The organism is Chitinophaga sancti (genome assembly GCF_034424315.1).
GTDB classification, from domain to species: domain Bacteria; phylum Bacteroidota; class Bacteroidia; order Chitinophagales; family Chitinophagaceae; genus Chitinophaga; species Chitinophaga sancti.
In genome coordinates this window covers 2610534-2626113 of record NZ_CP139972.1, presented here as the reverse complement: position 1 = coordinate 2626113, position 15580 = coordinate 2610534, and the positions used below count along the sequence as shown (strand labels likewise).

General features: G+C 44.5%; 12 protein-coding genes. 8 read left to right on the top strand and 4 right to left on the bottom strand.

Translation table 11 applies throughout. From position 1 onward, the window contains the following. Position 1: 1 nt before the first annotated feature. On the bottom strand, positions 2-1981 hold the full coding sequence (locus U0033_RS09875) for a sensor histidine kinase (protein ID WP_072356899.1): 1980 nt from the start codon (positions 1979-1981) through the stop codon (positions 2-4). Between the two features lie 654 nt (positions 1982-2635). Here U0033_RS09875 and U0033_RS09870 point away from each other — a divergent pair. The 6 genes from U0033_RS09870 to U0033_RS09845 all read left to right on the top strand — a co-directional run bounded on the left by U0033_RS09870 (position 2636) and on the right by U0033_RS09845 (position 6838). Then, the gene (locus tag U0033_RS09870) at positions 2636-3013 is read left to right on the top strand and encodes a hypothetical protein (RefSeq protein WP_072356901.1); all 378 of its coding nucleotides are present in this window, start codon (positions 2636-2638) and stop codon (positions 3011-3013) included. 3 nt (positions 3014-3016) lie between these two features. Continuing rightward, positions 3017-3643: an MgtC/SapB family protein gene (locus U0033_RS09865; RefSeq protein WP_072356902.1), complete on the top strand. Its 627-nt coding sequence runs from the start codon at positions 3017-3019 to the stop codon at positions 3641-3643. A 244-nt stretch (positions 3644-3887) separates the two neighbouring features. Further along, on the top strand, positions 3888-4940 hold the full coding sequence (locus U0033_RS09860; RefSeq protein WP_218163971.1) for a 3-oxoacyl-ACP synthase III family protein: 1053 nt from the start codon (positions 3888-3890) through the stop codon (positions 4938-4940). Between the two features lie 155 nt (positions 4941-5095). Continuing rightward, on the top strand, positions 5096-5560 hold the full coding sequence (locus U0033_RS09855; RefSeq protein WP_072356904.1) for a hypothetical protein: 465 nt from the start codon (positions 5096-5098) through the stop codon (positions 5558-5560). Between the two features lie 15 nt (positions 5561-5575). Further along, positions 5576-5896, top strand: coding sequence for a DUF3817 domain-containing protein (locus U0033_RS09850; protein ID WP_072357079.1), 321 nt, complete (start codon positions 5576-5578; stop codon positions 5894-5896). A 351-nt stretch (positions 5897-6247) separates the two neighbouring features. Further along, positions 6248-6838, top strand: a complete 591-nt coding sequence (locus U0033_RS09845) for a TetR/AcrR family transcriptional regulator (protein WP_072356905.1) — start codon at positions 6248-6250, stop codon at positions 6836-6838. A 275-nt stretch (positions 6839-7113) separates the two neighbouring features. Here the strand turns inward: U0033_RS09845 and U0033_RS09840 are convergent, their stop codons facing one another. Beyond that, positions 7114-9063, bottom strand: a complete 1950-nt coding sequence (locus U0033_RS09840) for a glycoside hydrolase family 97 protein (RefSeq protein WP_072356906.1) — start codon at positions 9061-9063, stop codon at positions 7114-7116. 306 nt (positions 9064-9369) lie between these two features. Here U0033_RS09840 and U0033_RS09835 point away from each other — a divergent pair, with 306 nt between their 5' ends. Continuing rightward, positions 9370-10161 (top strand): HAD family hydrolase, encoded by a 792-nt coding sequence (locus U0033_RS09835; protein WP_072356907.1) that lies wholly within the window; start codon positions 9370-9372, stop codon positions 10159-10161. A 28-nt stretch (positions 10162-10189) separates the two neighbouring features. On the opposite strand, the gene U0033_RS09830 is transcribed toward U0033_RS09835, so the two are convergent. Beyond that, entirely contained in the window at positions 10190-11008 is an 819-nt protein-coding gene (locus U0033_RS09830) for an AraC family transcriptional regulator (protein ID WP_072356908.1), read from the bottom strand. A gap of 1026 nt (positions 11009-12034) precedes the next feature. Beyond that, a complete protein-coding gene (locus tag U0033_RS09825; protein WP_072356909.1) occupies positions 12035-12823 on the bottom strand; it encodes a Cof-type HAD-IIB family hydrolase in 789 nt (262 codons plus the stop codon). Positions 12824-13055: 232 nt separating this feature from the next. Between U0033_RS09825 and U0033_RS09820 the strand changes: the two genes are divergently transcribed. Continuing rightward, positions 13056-15356 (top strand): alpha-L-rhamnosidase-related protein, encoded by a 2301-nt coding sequence (locus tag U0033_RS09820; protein WP_072356910.1) that lies wholly within the window; start codon positions 13056-13058, stop codon positions 15354-15356. Positions 15357-15580 lie beyond the last annotated feature (224 nt).

Genomic DNA, 15580 nt, shown 5'->3' with positions numbered 1-15580 from the left:
GTTAGTTAATTGGGATTCTCAATTTTACGATACAACCACCCTCGCTGCGATCATATATTTCAAAACCTGCATCCGGGTAGCCCTTTTGCATGAGCGTCAGTCGCTCGCCTGTAATGGTCGTTGACATAGAGCGGTGTGTATCATTTGTTTTCCGGAGTTTGGAGGCAGTCAGGCCAATACCATTGTCAGTCACTGTGCAGATCAGGTATTGCTGCTCAGTATCTTCTTTAAAGTGAATAATCAAGGATCCGGTGGTTGTATAGGGCAACGGCTTTAACCCATGTTCAATAGCATTTTCTACAAATGGCTGAATGAGCAGGGGAGGGATGCGTGTGTTGCTGTTTACATCTCCGTCGCAGTCAATTTTATACCTGAAGGAATTGTTCAGGCGTAACTGTTGCAATTCTATATAGTGAGTTAAGGTAAAGATCTCCTCTTCAAGTGAAATACTTTCCCTGCGGGAATTTTCCAATACCTCTCTTGTCAGCCTGGCAAATTTACCCAGGTAAGAAACTGCGGGTCCTGTTTCCTTTTGCAGGATCATACTTTGGATATTCCCCAGTGCGTTGAATATAAAATGCGGGTCCATTTGTGAACCCAGTAAACGTTTTTCCAGTGATAGTCTTTGAGTTAGGTTCACCATCGTCTCCTTCTCCATCAGTTCCAGTTTCAATTCGCTGTTTAGCTGTTCCTGTTGCAGAAAATCTTCCCTGTTCTGATAGCACCGTTGGCGGAAATAATAAGAGCGGTACATGAAAATAAGTCCGATGAATAAGATAGCTGCAATACCGTAACCCAGTAATTTATTTTTCTGTTGTAGCTTGTAAGCCTGCTCCAGCTGGTGGATGATGGTCAGTTTCTTTTCAGATTCAAAACGGGCATCTGCATACTGCAGCATTTTCATGGTATATTCATCCGTGCGTAACTGGTTATACCGCATGTAAGCAGTATCATAACCATAGTAGGCTTTATAATCCTGTTGCCTTAGCGCCAGTTCTTTCAAACTGTTGTAAAAACTGGCCATCAGGTAATAGTCTTTGTAAGGAACAGTGCGCTGATAGTCAATACCTTCCTTGAAAAGCAGCCCTGCAGTATGAAAATCTCCTTTCCTCATATAATACTGCCCCTTGAGCCCAATGGAATTCCTGAATATGTTTTTAAGACCATACCGGCGGGCAATACTGTTAGCCTTATCCAGGTATAGCAGAAAACTATTTTCATCACCAGGCACCGGACTTGCCATAAGAAAATCTGCCAGGTTAATATATGCGACACCGATATTACTCTTGCTGATAATCCTGGCTTCATCTCTTTCTGCTCTTGCTACTGTTTCCCTCAGGAAGGCTGACACTTCCTGCCATTTTTGAAAATCATTCTTCGGCAGCTCGTCTTTCATACAACTCCCCATTGCCAGGCGGGCATGCAAAATACTTTCTGCATCACCTGCCTTGTTTGCATAAGCTAATGACTCGCTGGCATATTTACGCACTTTAAGGGGCGAAGCAGGAAAGAAAAGGTAGGATATATCAGCAGCTATTTTTGCACAAAGGTCATAGTCCTTTGACTGGGAGAATAAGTCATATGCTTTCAGCAAATAAATGATCGCACTTTGGTTATCTTCAATATACGATTTTAGCAAACCCATTGATAGTGAGGCATATGCCTTTGCGCGCTGACTATGGGCTTTTTCAGCAAGTGAATAAGCCGCATTGGCATTGGCGGAAAAACGGTCCAGGTCCAGTAAACGCCTATACGTCAATGCTATATATGCATAGCAGATCGCTTCATCCTCCATATTGGCATCAGCTTTCGCTTTCTCAAGCGCATCCCGCTGCATACGTATACTGCGGGCTGTATCAGCAAAACGAAGGGCATATCCCTCGCTTGCTATTTTTTCGGGAAAAGATTTTTGCTGCGCCGTTAAGGGGCTGGTTACGAACAGCAGGTAGCAGAGAAGAGGCACAGTACAATGTGAAAACATGGCGGCTAAAGTACGAAGACTTTTATTCTGTTTTTGAAAAGATGACAAGGATTATAAGCTACCAAATGTAAATCCAGCGCCGCCGTTTGCCATTTTTGCACAATAGATCCTGGCAGTAATTGCCAATCTTGCTGTAAACATATCTTTATGATAAATAGAAAAATCTACCGGCTGTTGCCCGCCTTTTATTGTTCGCAATACTTGTTACTGCCTGGTCATCAGCAGATAAGTGAATGACAACAGGAACAATTAAATCTACTTTAACATCCAACTCCATTGCATTCCGCAAACAGTCTCATATCGCAGACTCATCCAGTTTGCTAATCAGCAATTTTATTCTGGCTATTCGTTTTGATAAACGAGGTATTCCAACATTAGGTGCATTTGTCAAAAATAATAATGGCATAGATGGCCAGATTATGGTAAAATCCCATCCGGGAAACTGGCATTTAAATCAGTATCCTGGATGCCCTGAGTGATCATTTACAAATGATTATGCCACCATGTCCTTCACGCTGAGATGTAATGAGCTGACGATAGATGAATTAGAAATTGAGTGATGCAATCATTTTACAGATGTCGTACAACGACAAATCTTCGTATCTTTTTCTACCGCCGGTCAAACCATTCCCCGGTATGTACTGTTAAACTACCATGGCAGAAAGAAAAATCAATACAGAGATCTGGCTGAAAAATCCCAGGCATAGTAATTACCCCGCAGCAGCAGATTACCTGGACCTCTTACTCCCAAGGAGTCGGGTACAGAAAATAGTAGCGGAACTAAAGAAAGAAAAAACGGTGCTGAAAAAGGCCAAAGACATTTTACGCGCCAGCCAGTTACCCTTGTTACCACCAGAAAACATTCACGTAAAAGAGAATATCGCAAAGGTCAAATCAGGCAAAAAACTCTCACCTGTGCTGCTGGTTCGCTCCGAAAGGCTGATTATTGCTGATGGATATCATCGTGTCTGTTCAATTTATTATCTTTCTGAAGATTTTGATATCCCCTGCCGGATAACAGATAATAGATAGTTTATGAACAACGAAATTTTTCTACGTTTCCTGCTTGCCGCAGTTTGGGGCGGCCTTGTTGGAATAGAACGGGAATACAGAAGTAAATCTGCCGGTTTCCGAACCATGATCATGATCTCCATCGGGTCCTGTTTCTTCACGATCATATCTTCTATGCTGGGAGGTAATAATCCCGACCGTATAGCCGCTAACATCGTAACCGGGATCGGGTTCCTGGGGGCAGGGGTAATTTTCCGGGGAGAGAACAAGATAAATGGCATCACAACAGCTGCCACTATCTGGACAGTGTCCGCCGTAGGGATGGGTATTGGGGGAGGATATTATTTCGCAGCAGCTTGTGCTTCCATGTTTATCCTGACCATCCTGGTATTGCTACCCTATATCGAGGCGGAAATAGACAGACATCACAAATCAGTAGAATATACCCTCATTTTCCGAAATGCGGCCTATTCTGCGGAGTTGTTCGAACTTTCCCTGTCCAGGTATGGACTGAAATATAAACCTTCCAAAAAGGAAAAGGACGGGGAACTGTGCATACTATCCTGGATCGTACAGGGGGATACGAAAAAGCACTGGTTATTGATCAATGAAATTATCGACGATGAACGGGTAAACAAGTTTACCTATTAAATAAACGGGGCATTTTAACAAAAATCACTAAACGCTATTTTGGGGAACAAAATGCCAGTTTTGGGCACAAAATCACCGCTTTTCAGTCAAAGTATAGTCATTTTAGCTGATTAATATCATATATAAATAATTAGAATCAATGAGTTTGACTTGCCGGTACTAAATTTGCTGGAAAAAAAAGTTCAACTGCTTTTACTTTAAGTTACCTTTGCATCCCAGATTTTCTGTGATAGATTTAATGAAAATGAGAAAGGAGATCAGAGCTACCATCAGCGCACTAGGAGGCTATGTACCCTCGACAGTACTTACGAACCAGTTTTTATCGACAATTGTGGATACTTCTGAAGAATGGATTATGCAGCGCACAGGCATAGAAGAACGACGTATTGCAAGTGCAGAAGATGAGGCCACTTCAGACATGGCCGCATCAGCGATTCAAAACTTACTTGATAATTATAAGGTTAATCCTGAAGAAATAGAGGCGGTCATCCTGGCCACCGCTACTCCCGACTATTTACTGGCCCCTGCCAGTAGCCTCGTGTGTAAAAAAAGCGGTCTTATCAATGCCTTTGGCTTTGACCTCAATGGAGCCTGCAGTGGCTTCCTGTTCGGCCTTACCACAGGCGCCAGCCTGATCGAAAGCGGCCGCTATAAGAAAGTCATCGTAGTCGGAGCCGACAAAATGAGCTCTATCGTTGACTATAAGGACAGAAACAGCTGTATCCTCTTTGGCGACGGCGCAGGTGCCGTTTTACTCGAACCAACTACCGAAGACTATGGCGTAATGGGAAGTGTGATGAAAACCGATGGAGGAGGAACAGATTCCCTGGTTGTAAAAGCCGGCGGATCCAGGTTCCCTGCCAGCGCTGAAACCGTAAATGAAAACGCACATTATATCAAGCAAAATGGTGCACTGGTTTTTAAGAACGCGGTAGAATCAATGGCCGCGGCTTCCACCGAAGCCCTGGATCTAAATAACCTCGACGCAGAAGAAATTGACTGGGTAATTCCTCACCAGGCTAATAAAAGAATTATCCAGGCTGTGAGCGAAAGACTCAATATCCCCTTCGAAAAAATTAAGATCAACATAGAAAAATACGGGAATACTACTTCCGCCACCGTTCCCCTGGTATTGTGGGATTTTGCTGAAGATTTCCAGCCCGGTCAGAATTTACTGATCACCACTTTCGGCGCTGGATTTTCGTGGGGTGCTACCTGTTTGAAATGGGGGCAGCTCTGCGCTAAAAGAGAAAAGCTGGAATACGCTTTGCCTGTTAGCGAACCAATAAGTATCTAAGATTAGTTTGATGTTTTAATACCAGGAGGCAGCGGAAACGCTGCTTTTTTTATTGCCCCCAAATGAACATTTTTATTACTTCAAAAGAAACTTTTTTAAAAACATACTAACTAGTATGTTTTTTTATTTACTTTTGCTTTGTCAATAAAATAGCAATGTATCAGACCTTTTTATTTTTACATGCTGCTAACCGGTACCTCGTGCTCATCAGCCTTGTCTATGCGATTGTTATGGCAGGCAATGGCATCCGGTCCGGTAGGGTATTCTCACCACTTAACAACACTGTCAGGCATTTAACTGCTACCATCGGGCATATCCAGTTGATGCTCGGTCTTTACCTGTACATTATAAGCCCTATCGTCAAATACAGTGTCGTTGATTCATCTTCTCATAAGATCATCAGTGAGGCAGCATTCTTCCGCTACTTACATGTTTTTTTGATGACAGCTGCTATTGTAATAATGACGATAGGATCCGCAAAAGCAAAGCGGATGGAGACGGACAAGCAAAAATTCATGACCATACTGGTATGGTTTTCAATCGCACTCCTGGTCATATTGATTGCTATACCATGGCCGTTTTCACCACTGGCTAAGCGGCCCTATTTCCGATCATTCTAAAAATTAATGAAGCTTATGTTACAATTGTTCAAGACGCCAATCGGTCGTCTAAGGATCATCTCATTCCTGGAAGGGATCTCGCTGATCATCCTGCTATTTATTGCCGTGCCCTTAAAATACTGGGCGGGCCAACCTGCCCTGGTTAAATTAATGGGCCCGATCCATGGCTTGCTGTTTACCTTATTTGTCATCACCACACTGAGTGTAGGCGTAACGTACAAGTGGAAGTTTTCCGAGACCTCCTGGAAGGTTTTACTCGGCTGTATTATTCCATTCGGCACTTTCTATATTGACAGGTACATCCTGGCACCCGCAGCAAGCAATGAAAGGAGCTAAGTATGTCGCCGTTATTATCATACTGATAATGGCCTGCATGCTCCTAAACCGCGCCGGCATTGAATTCAACATGCAGCATATGATCGACGATGGGGGAATTCCATCTACCTAAGATCGGCACTACTATTATTCATGAGTAAGGGCTACAGCTGCTGAAGCAGTACATCAAAACCCTGAAAGCATATTGATCCGATAGATTGATTTGGCTCGTGGATCGTATTGAATTTAATTATGCCGGCCGCAACACCCTTGAAAAAATGGCATATTCAACCTGGTATTGATTATGTTTTACGTATAGAAATTAAATCCGAAATTGTGATTAATATTTGAAGGTAAAATAAAACGATCCGGATGAAAAAGGCTGAGGCAACAAGGATGAATATTTTAGAGAAAGCATTTGAGCTGATTTACGTCAAAGGGTACAAAACCACCAGTATTGACGATATCATTGCCACCACAAAGGTGACCAAAGGTGCATTCTACTATCATTTCAAAAACAAAGATGAGATGGGGATCGCCATCATCAATGAATTGATGAAACCTACCCTGGCACAAAGTTTCATTGAGCCTTTAAAAACCGATGCCCCACCACTGGATGCAATTTATGGGCTGATCCATCATTTGCTCATGGAAGATAAATTCCTCAAAGTTGAACATGGATGCCCCGTGGCTAACTTCGCAGCTGAAATGAGCCCCTGGAATGAGGACTTCAATGCCGCCCTGAATGAACTGACACACGAGTGGACCAAGATCATGGTCGCTGCGCTTGAGCGGGGCAGGAAGAACGGAACAGTACGCAGGGATGTCAATTCAAAACAGGTGACCATGTTCGTGATGTCCGGCTACTGGGGCGTACGTAATTTCGGCAAACTCGAAAATAGCAACAGCCCGTATATCCTGTTTTTAAAACAGCTAAAATCTTACCTGGAGACCTTAAAATAATTTACAAGCCAGGTATCGCCTGTTCTCATGGAAATGCTGCAATATGCATCGAAAGAAAGTATGACAGGATCTGGAAGCTGGCTAGCTTTTATAACCTCTTACCTGGCCATTATCCAATCAAAGCCAACAACAAAATGAGGTTGGCCCATAAATAAAAATAGCCGCTGAGATTTGCTTAAACGGGAACACGACTCCATCCGGGATACGAATAAAAAAAGGCTGTATCGGATTTATGATACAGCCTCTTTTATATAAAAAAGAACAAATTAATTTACTTAATTAAACAGCACCGCACCTCCCGCTTTCTTCAAAGTAATTGTCACACTCGTACCTACTTTTTGTTTTTGCAATACGGACGCCTGGCCCTCGCCATCCTTAATTATTGACACCTCTTTATTCTCCAGCATAGGCAATTTTATCGTAATCGTCTTTTCTGCCGGCTCCCCGTTCACCGCTGCCACATACCATTTACTACCTTTACGGCGTGCAATCACACAATACTTCCCGGGATAACCATCAATCAAACGGGTCTCATCCCAGGTGGTGGGCACATTCCTGATAAAGTCCAGCAGGTATTCCGGCGTGCCTTCCAGGTTATCAGGTGTCAATCCCCAATGCTGTACAGGTGAAAAGAACAACACCGCCGTTGCCATTTCAAAAGCATCTGTAGTACGTCTGAAATTTCCTTTTTCCGGGTTACGGTTCAGGCGTTTGTTCAGGAACACCGGTGCAAAATCCATCGGTGCCACTGCATTACGGGTAAAAGGATAAATGGTGGCCGTCTGCGGATAATTATCACAGAAAGATTGCTGGAATACCAGGTTCTCTGATGCCAGTACCGCCTCACTGCTCACCCAGTTTGGATACATCCGGTCCCATCCCCTTGGCAGGGTCGCGCCATGAAAGTTGATCACCAGCCCATATTCAGCCGCATCCGCCAGTATATCGTGGTACAGCTGCATGGTCACCTGTTTATCACCGCCAAAGAAATCGACTTTTAAGCCCTTAATCCCGATCTTTTGTAACCAGGCCATTTCCTCCCGGCGAACAGTCCTGTCACTCATACGGTTTTTAGGCGTATAAGGCGCGTCATTCCATGATCCGTTACTATTATACCAGAGTATCAGTCCAACACCTTTTGAAGCCGCATATCGGGCTAATTCGGCCATTTTCTCTTTCCCGATCAGCACATCCCACAATACATCGATCAACACGTATTCTGCTTTCAAACTGGCTGCAAGGTCAATATATGCCACCTGGTCCTTGTAATTGGCACTGCTATCCTGCCAGATGATCCAGCTCCAGGTAGCCCTGCCCGGAGTAAAGAGCTTATCTGACTTTACTACCGGCTTCACTACATCCGTCGCTACCGTAGATGCTACGATAGGTTTCAGGTCATTGCCTACCGTAATTGTTTTCCATGATGTCTGGAAAGGTAGTGGCGCAGTAGCACTTGCCGGCCCCTGCCCGTTATTTTCGCCGCTTTGAGGAAATGCAATCGTATATAATCCATCAGTACTGCCCTCACTCAAACGGGTACCTACATAGTTATCACCCACACCCGTTTCGGAGATCAATGCCCATGCCTGCCCGGCTACATGAAACAAGGCAGGAAAAGTATAACCTACTTTATTTTGCGAAGTAACACCCACTGCTTCTTCTATGGAATAAGGTTCCTCATAAGAAGGCTTGGTCCGCATCCAGCCCGTCATCGGCAATGCCTGTTGGGTAATAAACGTGGTCGTTTTCGCAGGGAAATCAAAACCTGTTACTTCCTTTTCTACCGTGCAGGCAACTGCCCCTTTACCATTTTTGGGGATCCGGTAAGAGAAAGCCACATCCCGGTTGCTCACCCTGAACAGCACCTCCAGGGTATCTTTACCAGCATTGATAAACGCACAACGTAGCTCATTGGCTTTGTAGTCTACCCTGCTCACCTTACCCCTGTCCAGCGAGTATTGTTCCTGCAGCAGTTTTTTCTCCCTGCCTGCCCATTGTAGTTGTTGTGAAAAATCACCCAGATCACTCAGCAGCCCTATGCGGGATGGTTCAATGATCGACCTGCCTGCATAGGTAACACTATAATAAGCTTTCCCTTCCCGGAGTTGTACATTCACTGACAACTGGCTGTCCGGGCTTTTTACAAGCGCATCATTTTTCTGGGCAAAGGCTTCAGTACCTGCAAATGCAGACATGAAGAGGCATAGTAACATTCGTTTTGACATATCATGGAATTTGTTGACGTTTCACCTGACAGTTATCACACGATGCTATTTACATTCATCCTGTTCAAAGAATAGCTGTCATTGACGTAAATATACAAAACAGCCACATTAAAAATACCCATTGCAGAAAAATTGGTGTAAAATTGACATTTAATATTATTTGATAAAATGGCCCTTTGTATAGAAGGATAAAAACAGACCGGAAACTGCCCTGATAATATCAATCAGGCGTGCACATGAGCAGAAAGCGACGAAGAACTTAACAGAATTCCGGAAGAGATAAATAATAGATAGTAAATTTGCAGTATGATTAAATTAGTAGTAACCGACCTCGATGGTACATTGCTGAATGATCAGCACCAGGTACCGGAGCGTTTTTGGGATATTGCCACCCGACTGTTAAAAAAAGGAGTAAAGCTGGGCATTGCCACCGGAAGACCACATTTCAGCATTACTGAAAATTTCAAACCTTTAATGGGACATGTATATGCCATTTCGGACAATGGCAGTTTTATCATGTATGATAAAAGAGAAATCATGTCCAAGCCATTACCCCACGAAGAAATAGACGCATTGGTGAAAACCTCCCGTGCCATTGAAAATACCTTTCCCGTACTCTGTGGTAAAGATTGCTGGTACCTGGAAAGTGAAGCCCAGGTGCTGCTGGACAGGGTGCTGGTATTCCAGAAAAACATCAAAATAGTAGAAGATCTGACCAGGCTGAATGATCCGGTGCTGAAGATGTCCGTACTCGACCTGGCAGGTGCTGAACAGCACGCCTACCCGCACTACCAGTCATTTGCCGACAGGCTGAAGGTGACCCTCGGAGGAGCATTCTGGGTAGATGTAACCCGCAGGGATGCCAATAAAGGAGAAGCCCTGAAGGTGATACAGGAAGTGAACCAGATCACTGCTGATGAAACACTGGCCTTTGGCGATTATCTGAATGACTATGAAATGATGAAGCATGCAAAATATAGCTATGCCATGAAGAATGCGCATCCTGCCATCATTGAGGCGGCGAACTTCATAACAGAGAAAGGTAACAATGAAGCTGGGGTACTCGATGTGATAGAAGCGCTGTGTTTCAATGCATAACAAAAGGTACTTACCTCCAGGGAACTGGTTACAAAGCGGGAATGCATGCCGAAGGTACCTTTCCAAACATCTTCTTAAACGTGCGCGAAAAATGAGACAGGCTTTCAAATCCTAAATCAAGATAGATCGCTGATGGCTTTTTATTTTTCTTTTCTATCAGGTGCCGGGCTTCCACCAATCGCTTTTCCAGCAGCCATTGTCTCGGTGCCGCGTCAAATACCTTTTTGAAATCCCGCTTAAATGCCGCCAGACTTCTCCCTGTCAGCTGCGCAAATTTCTCAACCGGTAAATTGAAGTGATAATGGCTTAACATGAACTTTTTAAGGTCTATTTTATAAGGCGCTGAAAAGTCGAACAATAAACTATTCAAAGAAGGCATAGCATATAGCAACAAGGTAACTCCTTCTCTTACTTTCAGCATCCCCATGCTGGCTCTGATCTTTTTATCCGGATGGCGCACATAAGGGAGCACTGACTGAAAATACCCCTGCATAAAATCATTCGGTGGAATGAGCACAAAGGGGGAACCGGTATATGGCTCCCTGACCTCTATTTTTTCTTCCAGGGCAATCGTTCTGAGCAGGTCCTCCTGTAATACGATTACAATGGTTTCATAGTTTCCTTCCGCTGATGGTATTTTCGTCAATGTAGCCAGCTGATTCTTCCCCACAAGCATTATATCACCCTTTTGCAGGATCGTTTTCCCGCCTGCCGTCTCAATTGATAATTGCCCCTCCACCATCAGGATCAGTGTGTTATGCGCCATGAATGCGGCCACCTCTTTCCGTTTGGATGTGAGATGGGAGTAAAAGATGACTCCTGTAAGTATTTCGGTCGGATCCTTCATAATATACAAAGCTAGGTGCTTATGAGGTATAAATATACTCCCCGTAGCTCAAATAACTTGCCTGAACGGCTCAGAAACACCATCCCGGTTAGCAGGTACTAAACAGCACCATCTTTCACATTTACTTCCGGAATCTCATTCTAACTGAAGGAGCAGGAGGTCCTTTTCGTAAAGGATTGCTTGATTTTCATAAAAAGTGCACTTTGTGTTGAAAATCAGGAATATATAAAGGTTTGTTTTTGCTCTTTCACAAAAACAGACCAATCCGGGATACCTGCGGAGGAGCCGGGATACGTTAATAATGTACCTAAATAACAGGGTAAAGCGAGGGCCCGAACATAGAGGGATAACGGCATTATCGGTTTACTATAAGGTCACCTTAATATCACCTCAATATCCAATCGATATACAAGTGACCTTATCATGATCTTTTAGTACCGTATTAATGAACCGTTGCCATAAGGTTCGGCCTATGTTCAGGAACTGGCCGAGTTGACCCCCACGAAGCGAACCATCGTGTTGCTAATAGGGTTCTCCTTACTGGGACACATAGATAACCGACATCCCGGTAGGGAACTGGCTGAGCCGCACTAAGCGAACCACCGGGTTGCCAATAAGGTATCCCCCTTACTGACGCCGACACACGGATAACCAACATCCCGTTAAGGAACTGGCTGCGCCCGACTAAGCCAGTCACCGGGTTGCCAATAAGGTATCCCCCTTACTGACGCCGGTACACGGGTAACCGACATCCCGGTAAGGAACTGGCTGAGCCCGACTAAGCCAGTCACCGGGTTGCCAATAAGGCCCCCCTTACTGACGCCGACACACGGATAACCGACATCCCGTTTAGGAACTGGCTGCGCGAAACGCCCATCGCTATTTAATAAACTGGCAGATTAACCGGGCAAACGGATGTTGCCCGCAGGGATGGATAAGGTAGAAGTAATACAGGCAAACTGTCAAAAGGGCCTTTCAATAAAATTTTTAAAACAAAAATGGCAAGTCCGCCTGCAACATAGAAGGCTAAATTTTAAAATACAGCAGTGCTTTCCAGATGCCATCATTATCAATGTCATCCGTTACATAATCTGCTACCGCTTTTACATCGGCTGTCGCATTACCCATGGCCACACCAATGGCGGTATGCCTCAGCATTTCAATATCATTTCCACCATCTCCGAAAGACATGGTCTCCGATATATGAAACCCAAAATGTTCGCAGAATACTTCTACCCCTACTTTTTTACTGATCCCTTTCGGATTAATATCGGCAGAATGGGGTGCCCAGCGGGTAGCAATGCTATTGGGCATAATGTTATGCATGAATTCCAGCTCATCTTCCTGTTTCAGTAAGATATTCGCCTGCAAAATATTGCAAACATCCGGGTTCGTTCTGTCTACAAGCGGCGGTACAGGAAGGTTCAGGTAAGCATACATGGCGATGATCTCCGGCGTTGCCTGGTTTACAAAATGGCAGTCCTCGTACATTAGTGAGAAATTCAGAGGCTGATGGCTGGTATAGTGCAATAATTGCTGAATATCCTGGGGATCCAGTGCCTGTTTGAATAACACGCTATTATCCTTAGCAACACAACACCCGCCATTAAATGTAATATAGCCATCAAAATTCAGGTGCTGCACATGACTGATGGCATTGATGGAGCGACCTGTAGCAATAAAGACCCTGATTCCACGTTCCCGAAGGTACTCCAGCGCACGTATCGTCGAAGCCGGTATGGACTTCGTTTTAGCACTAAAAAGTGTACCATCAATATCAAAAAAAACGGCTTTTACAGTTGTAGCTTTATCCATGTCGCCTTGTTTCAGGTTGAATCGGTAAAAATACTTAAATCGAACTGCATTTTACTAGTCCAAATTGGAAAAATAAGGGTAGTCCAATCCTTTTTGAATTAATTCATCCCAACCAAATCCACTTCCAGCAACCTTCCAGGCCGCAAAGCGCTGAAATTCCTGCAAAGCCTGTGATAGACTAGGACACTCATTAAATTTATTATTGCTAAATTGGTTTAGCAAAATTCACGTTATGAAGCTTCTTTATACCTTATTCTCCTTTACTGTATTATGCAGTAATCTTTGTTTCAGTCAGGATAACCGCCCCTGGAATGCCCAGTGGATCGGCCTGAAGGCACCATTCGACAATGGTAAAAGTTATGGGGTTTATTATTTCAGAAAGGCGATAGACCTGCCTGAAAAACCAGGGAGCTTCATCATTCATGCCTCTGCCGATAACCGGTATAAATTGTACATCAACGGGCAACTCGTAAATATCGGCCCTGCCAAAGGGGATTTTTACAACTGGAATTATGAAACGATCGACCTGGCGCCCTACCTGGTCAAAGGCAGGAACAGCGTAGCGGCCATCGTGTGGAACGAAGCAGAGTTCCGCCCGGAATGGCAAATGACCCTGCGAACCGCATTCATTATCCAGGGACATACCCCTGCAGAAGACATCCTGAATACCAACGATTCCTGGAAATGTGTGCAGGACAAAGCCTTCTCACCTTTATGGGGTTTCTTTGCCGCTACTAACGGTGAGATCGTGGATATGAATAAGACGATTTCCAACTGGCAGGCAAAGGATTTTGATGACAGTGCCTGGCCTCCGGCAGGTAGCCTGTTCCAGGGCAATCTGAAAGGTGCTGGCGATGGTTTTGGTTACATGCTGGTACCCAGCACTATTCCAGCCAGGGAACTTACCTACCAGCCTATCACAGTGATACGTAAAGGTTCTTCGCTGCCTGCTACCATTCCTGCTAATACCACGGCTACAATATTACTCGATCAGACCTACGAAACCAACGCATTCCCCACCATTCATTTCAGTGGTGGTAAAGATGCCGGGCTTTCTCTCAGTTATGCAGAAGCCTTGTATGACCACCAGGAACCTTATGGCTCCCACAAAAGCAATAGAAACGATGTGGAGGGGAAAGACTTTTTTGGTGTGAAAGACAGTCTTACAAGTAATGGCCTGCAGGATCAAACATTCACTCCCTTCAATTTCCGTACTTTCAGGTATATAAAGCTGGCAGTACATACCAAAGATGCGCCTTTAGTGATCGATAGTCTTTATGGCACTTTCACCGGGTATCCGTTTAAGCAGACCGCAATTTTTAAATCTGCTGATACCACCATTCCAAAAATACTCGACATCGGCTGGCGTACTGCCAGGCTGAATGCCTTCGAAACCTATATGGATTGCCCATTCTACGAGCAGTTGCAATACATCGGTGATACCCGTATCCAGGCCATGGTGTCCTATTATTATAGTGGTGATGACAGACTGGCCCGTCATGCCCTCGACCTGATGGATCAATCCCGTTTACCCGAAGGCGTGACCCTCAGCCGTTATCCCACACATACCACACAGGTGATTTCTACTTTCTCCCTATGGTATATCGGGATGTTGCATGATTACTACATGTACAGGCATGACAATGATTTCATAAAAAATAAACTGCCGGGCATGAGAGGCATCCTGGCCTTCTTTGCTAAATACCAATTGCCAGATGGCTCCCTTGCCAATACACCCTACTGGAATTTCGTAGACTGGGCCTCCGGCAAGGACTGGAATGGAGGTGCGCCTCCCAAAGGGAGCGATGGCAGTTCTGCGATCGTAGATCTGCAATTATTATGGGCGTATCAATGGGCTGCACAAATGGATCCCTCTCCCTTATATACACAAAAAATTGCGCAACTCACGAATACGATTAAACTAAAATACTGGGATGCCGGCAAAGGTTTATTCGCAGATACAAAGGAGAAGGACCACTTCTCCCAACACGCAAATTCTCTCGCCATCCTTACAGGCCTGGTAAGTAAAGCAGCTATGCCTGCGCTTGGAAAAAAACTCCTGGCCGATAATACCCTCACCCAATGTTCTATCTATTTTAAATACTATCTCCACCAGGCACTGGTACAAGCCGGCCTCGGAGATGATTATTACAACTGGCTGGGCATCTGGAAAGAGAACATTGCCATGGGCCTGACTACCTGGGCAGAGTATTCTGATGTAGGTTATTCCCGGTCTGACTGCCATGCATGGGGGAGTAGTCCTAATATCGAATTTTTCAGAACTGTATTAGGTATAGACAGTGATGCACCCGGTTTCAGTAAAATAAAAATTGAGCCACACCTGGGTAGTCTGAAAAATGTAAGTGGTGAAATGCCGCATCCTTTTGGCAAGATCAGTGTTAATTACGAATTCAAAGGTGGCCAATGGAATATGGAGCTGCAATTGCCTGCTAATTCATCCGGAAATTTCATCTGGAAAGGGAAAGCCTATCCAATCAAAGCCGGGAATAATAAAATCAGGTTGCAGGCATAGTACCTGGTTTTGCAGATGCATCCCTGACCCTGATAAATCGCCTGACGCAGCAGTGGGAACATGATCTGATTTGGTGTTAAACAAACTGATTAACATAAAAGAGATCACCTTCCCACTGTTGCTGTTAATGGCAGCTTGTACTGTGGTTGACTAAAAGGTAAAATGAAGGCGCTGATAATTGCATAAAAGCCTTTTCGGCTCCATCACCCACCCGGGAGGGGGGA

Bases quoted from the DNA above. Each gene is read 5' to 3' on its own strand.
- U0033_RS09875 (WP_072356899.1), bottom strand. From the start codon at position 1,981: ATGTTTTCACATTGTACTGTGCCTCTTCTCTGCTACCTGCTGTTCGTA.
- U0033_RS09870 (WP_072356901.1), top strand. From the start codon at position 2,636: ATGGCAGAAAGAAAAATCAATACAGAGATCTGGCTGAAAAATCCCAGG.
- U0033_RS09865 (WP_072356902.1), top strand. From the start codon at position 3,017: ATGAACAACGAAATTTTTCTACGTTTCCTGCTTGCCGCAGTTTGGGGC.
- U0033_RS09860 (WP_218163971.1), top strand. From the start codon at position 3,888: ATGAGAAAGGAGATCAGAGCTACCATCAGCGCACTAGGAGGCTATGTA.
- U0033_RS09855 (WP_072356904.1), top strand. From the start codon at position 5,096: ATGTATCAGACCTTTTTATTTTTACATGCTGCTAACCGGTACCTCGTG.
- U0033_RS09850 (WP_072357079.1), top strand. From the start codon at position 5,576: ATGTTACAATTGTTCAAGACGCCAATCGGTCGTCTAAGGATCATCTCA.
- U0033_RS09845 (WP_072356905.1), top strand. From the start codon at position 6,248: ATGAAAAAGGCTGAGGCAACAAGGATGAATATTTTAGAGAAAGCATTT.
- U0033_RS09840 (WP_072356906.1), bottom strand. From the start codon at position 9,063: ATGTCAAAACGAATGTTACTATGCCTCTTCATGTCTGCATTTGCAGGT.
- U0033_RS09835 (WP_072356907.1), top strand. From the start codon at position 9,370: ATGATTAAATTAGTAGTAACCGACCTCGATGGTACATTGCTGAATGAT.
- U0033_RS09830 (WP_072356908.1), bottom strand. From the start codon at position 11,008: ATGAAGGATCCGACCGAAATACTTACAGGAGTCATCTTTTACTCCCAT.
- U0033_RS09825 (WP_072356909.1), bottom strand. From the start codon at position 12,823: ATGGATAAAGCTACAACTGTAAAAGCCGTTTTTTTTGATATTGATGGT.
- U0033_RS09820 (WP_072356910.1), top strand. From the start codon at position 13,056: ATGAAGCTTCTTTATACCTTATTCTCCTTTACTGTATTATGCAGTAAT.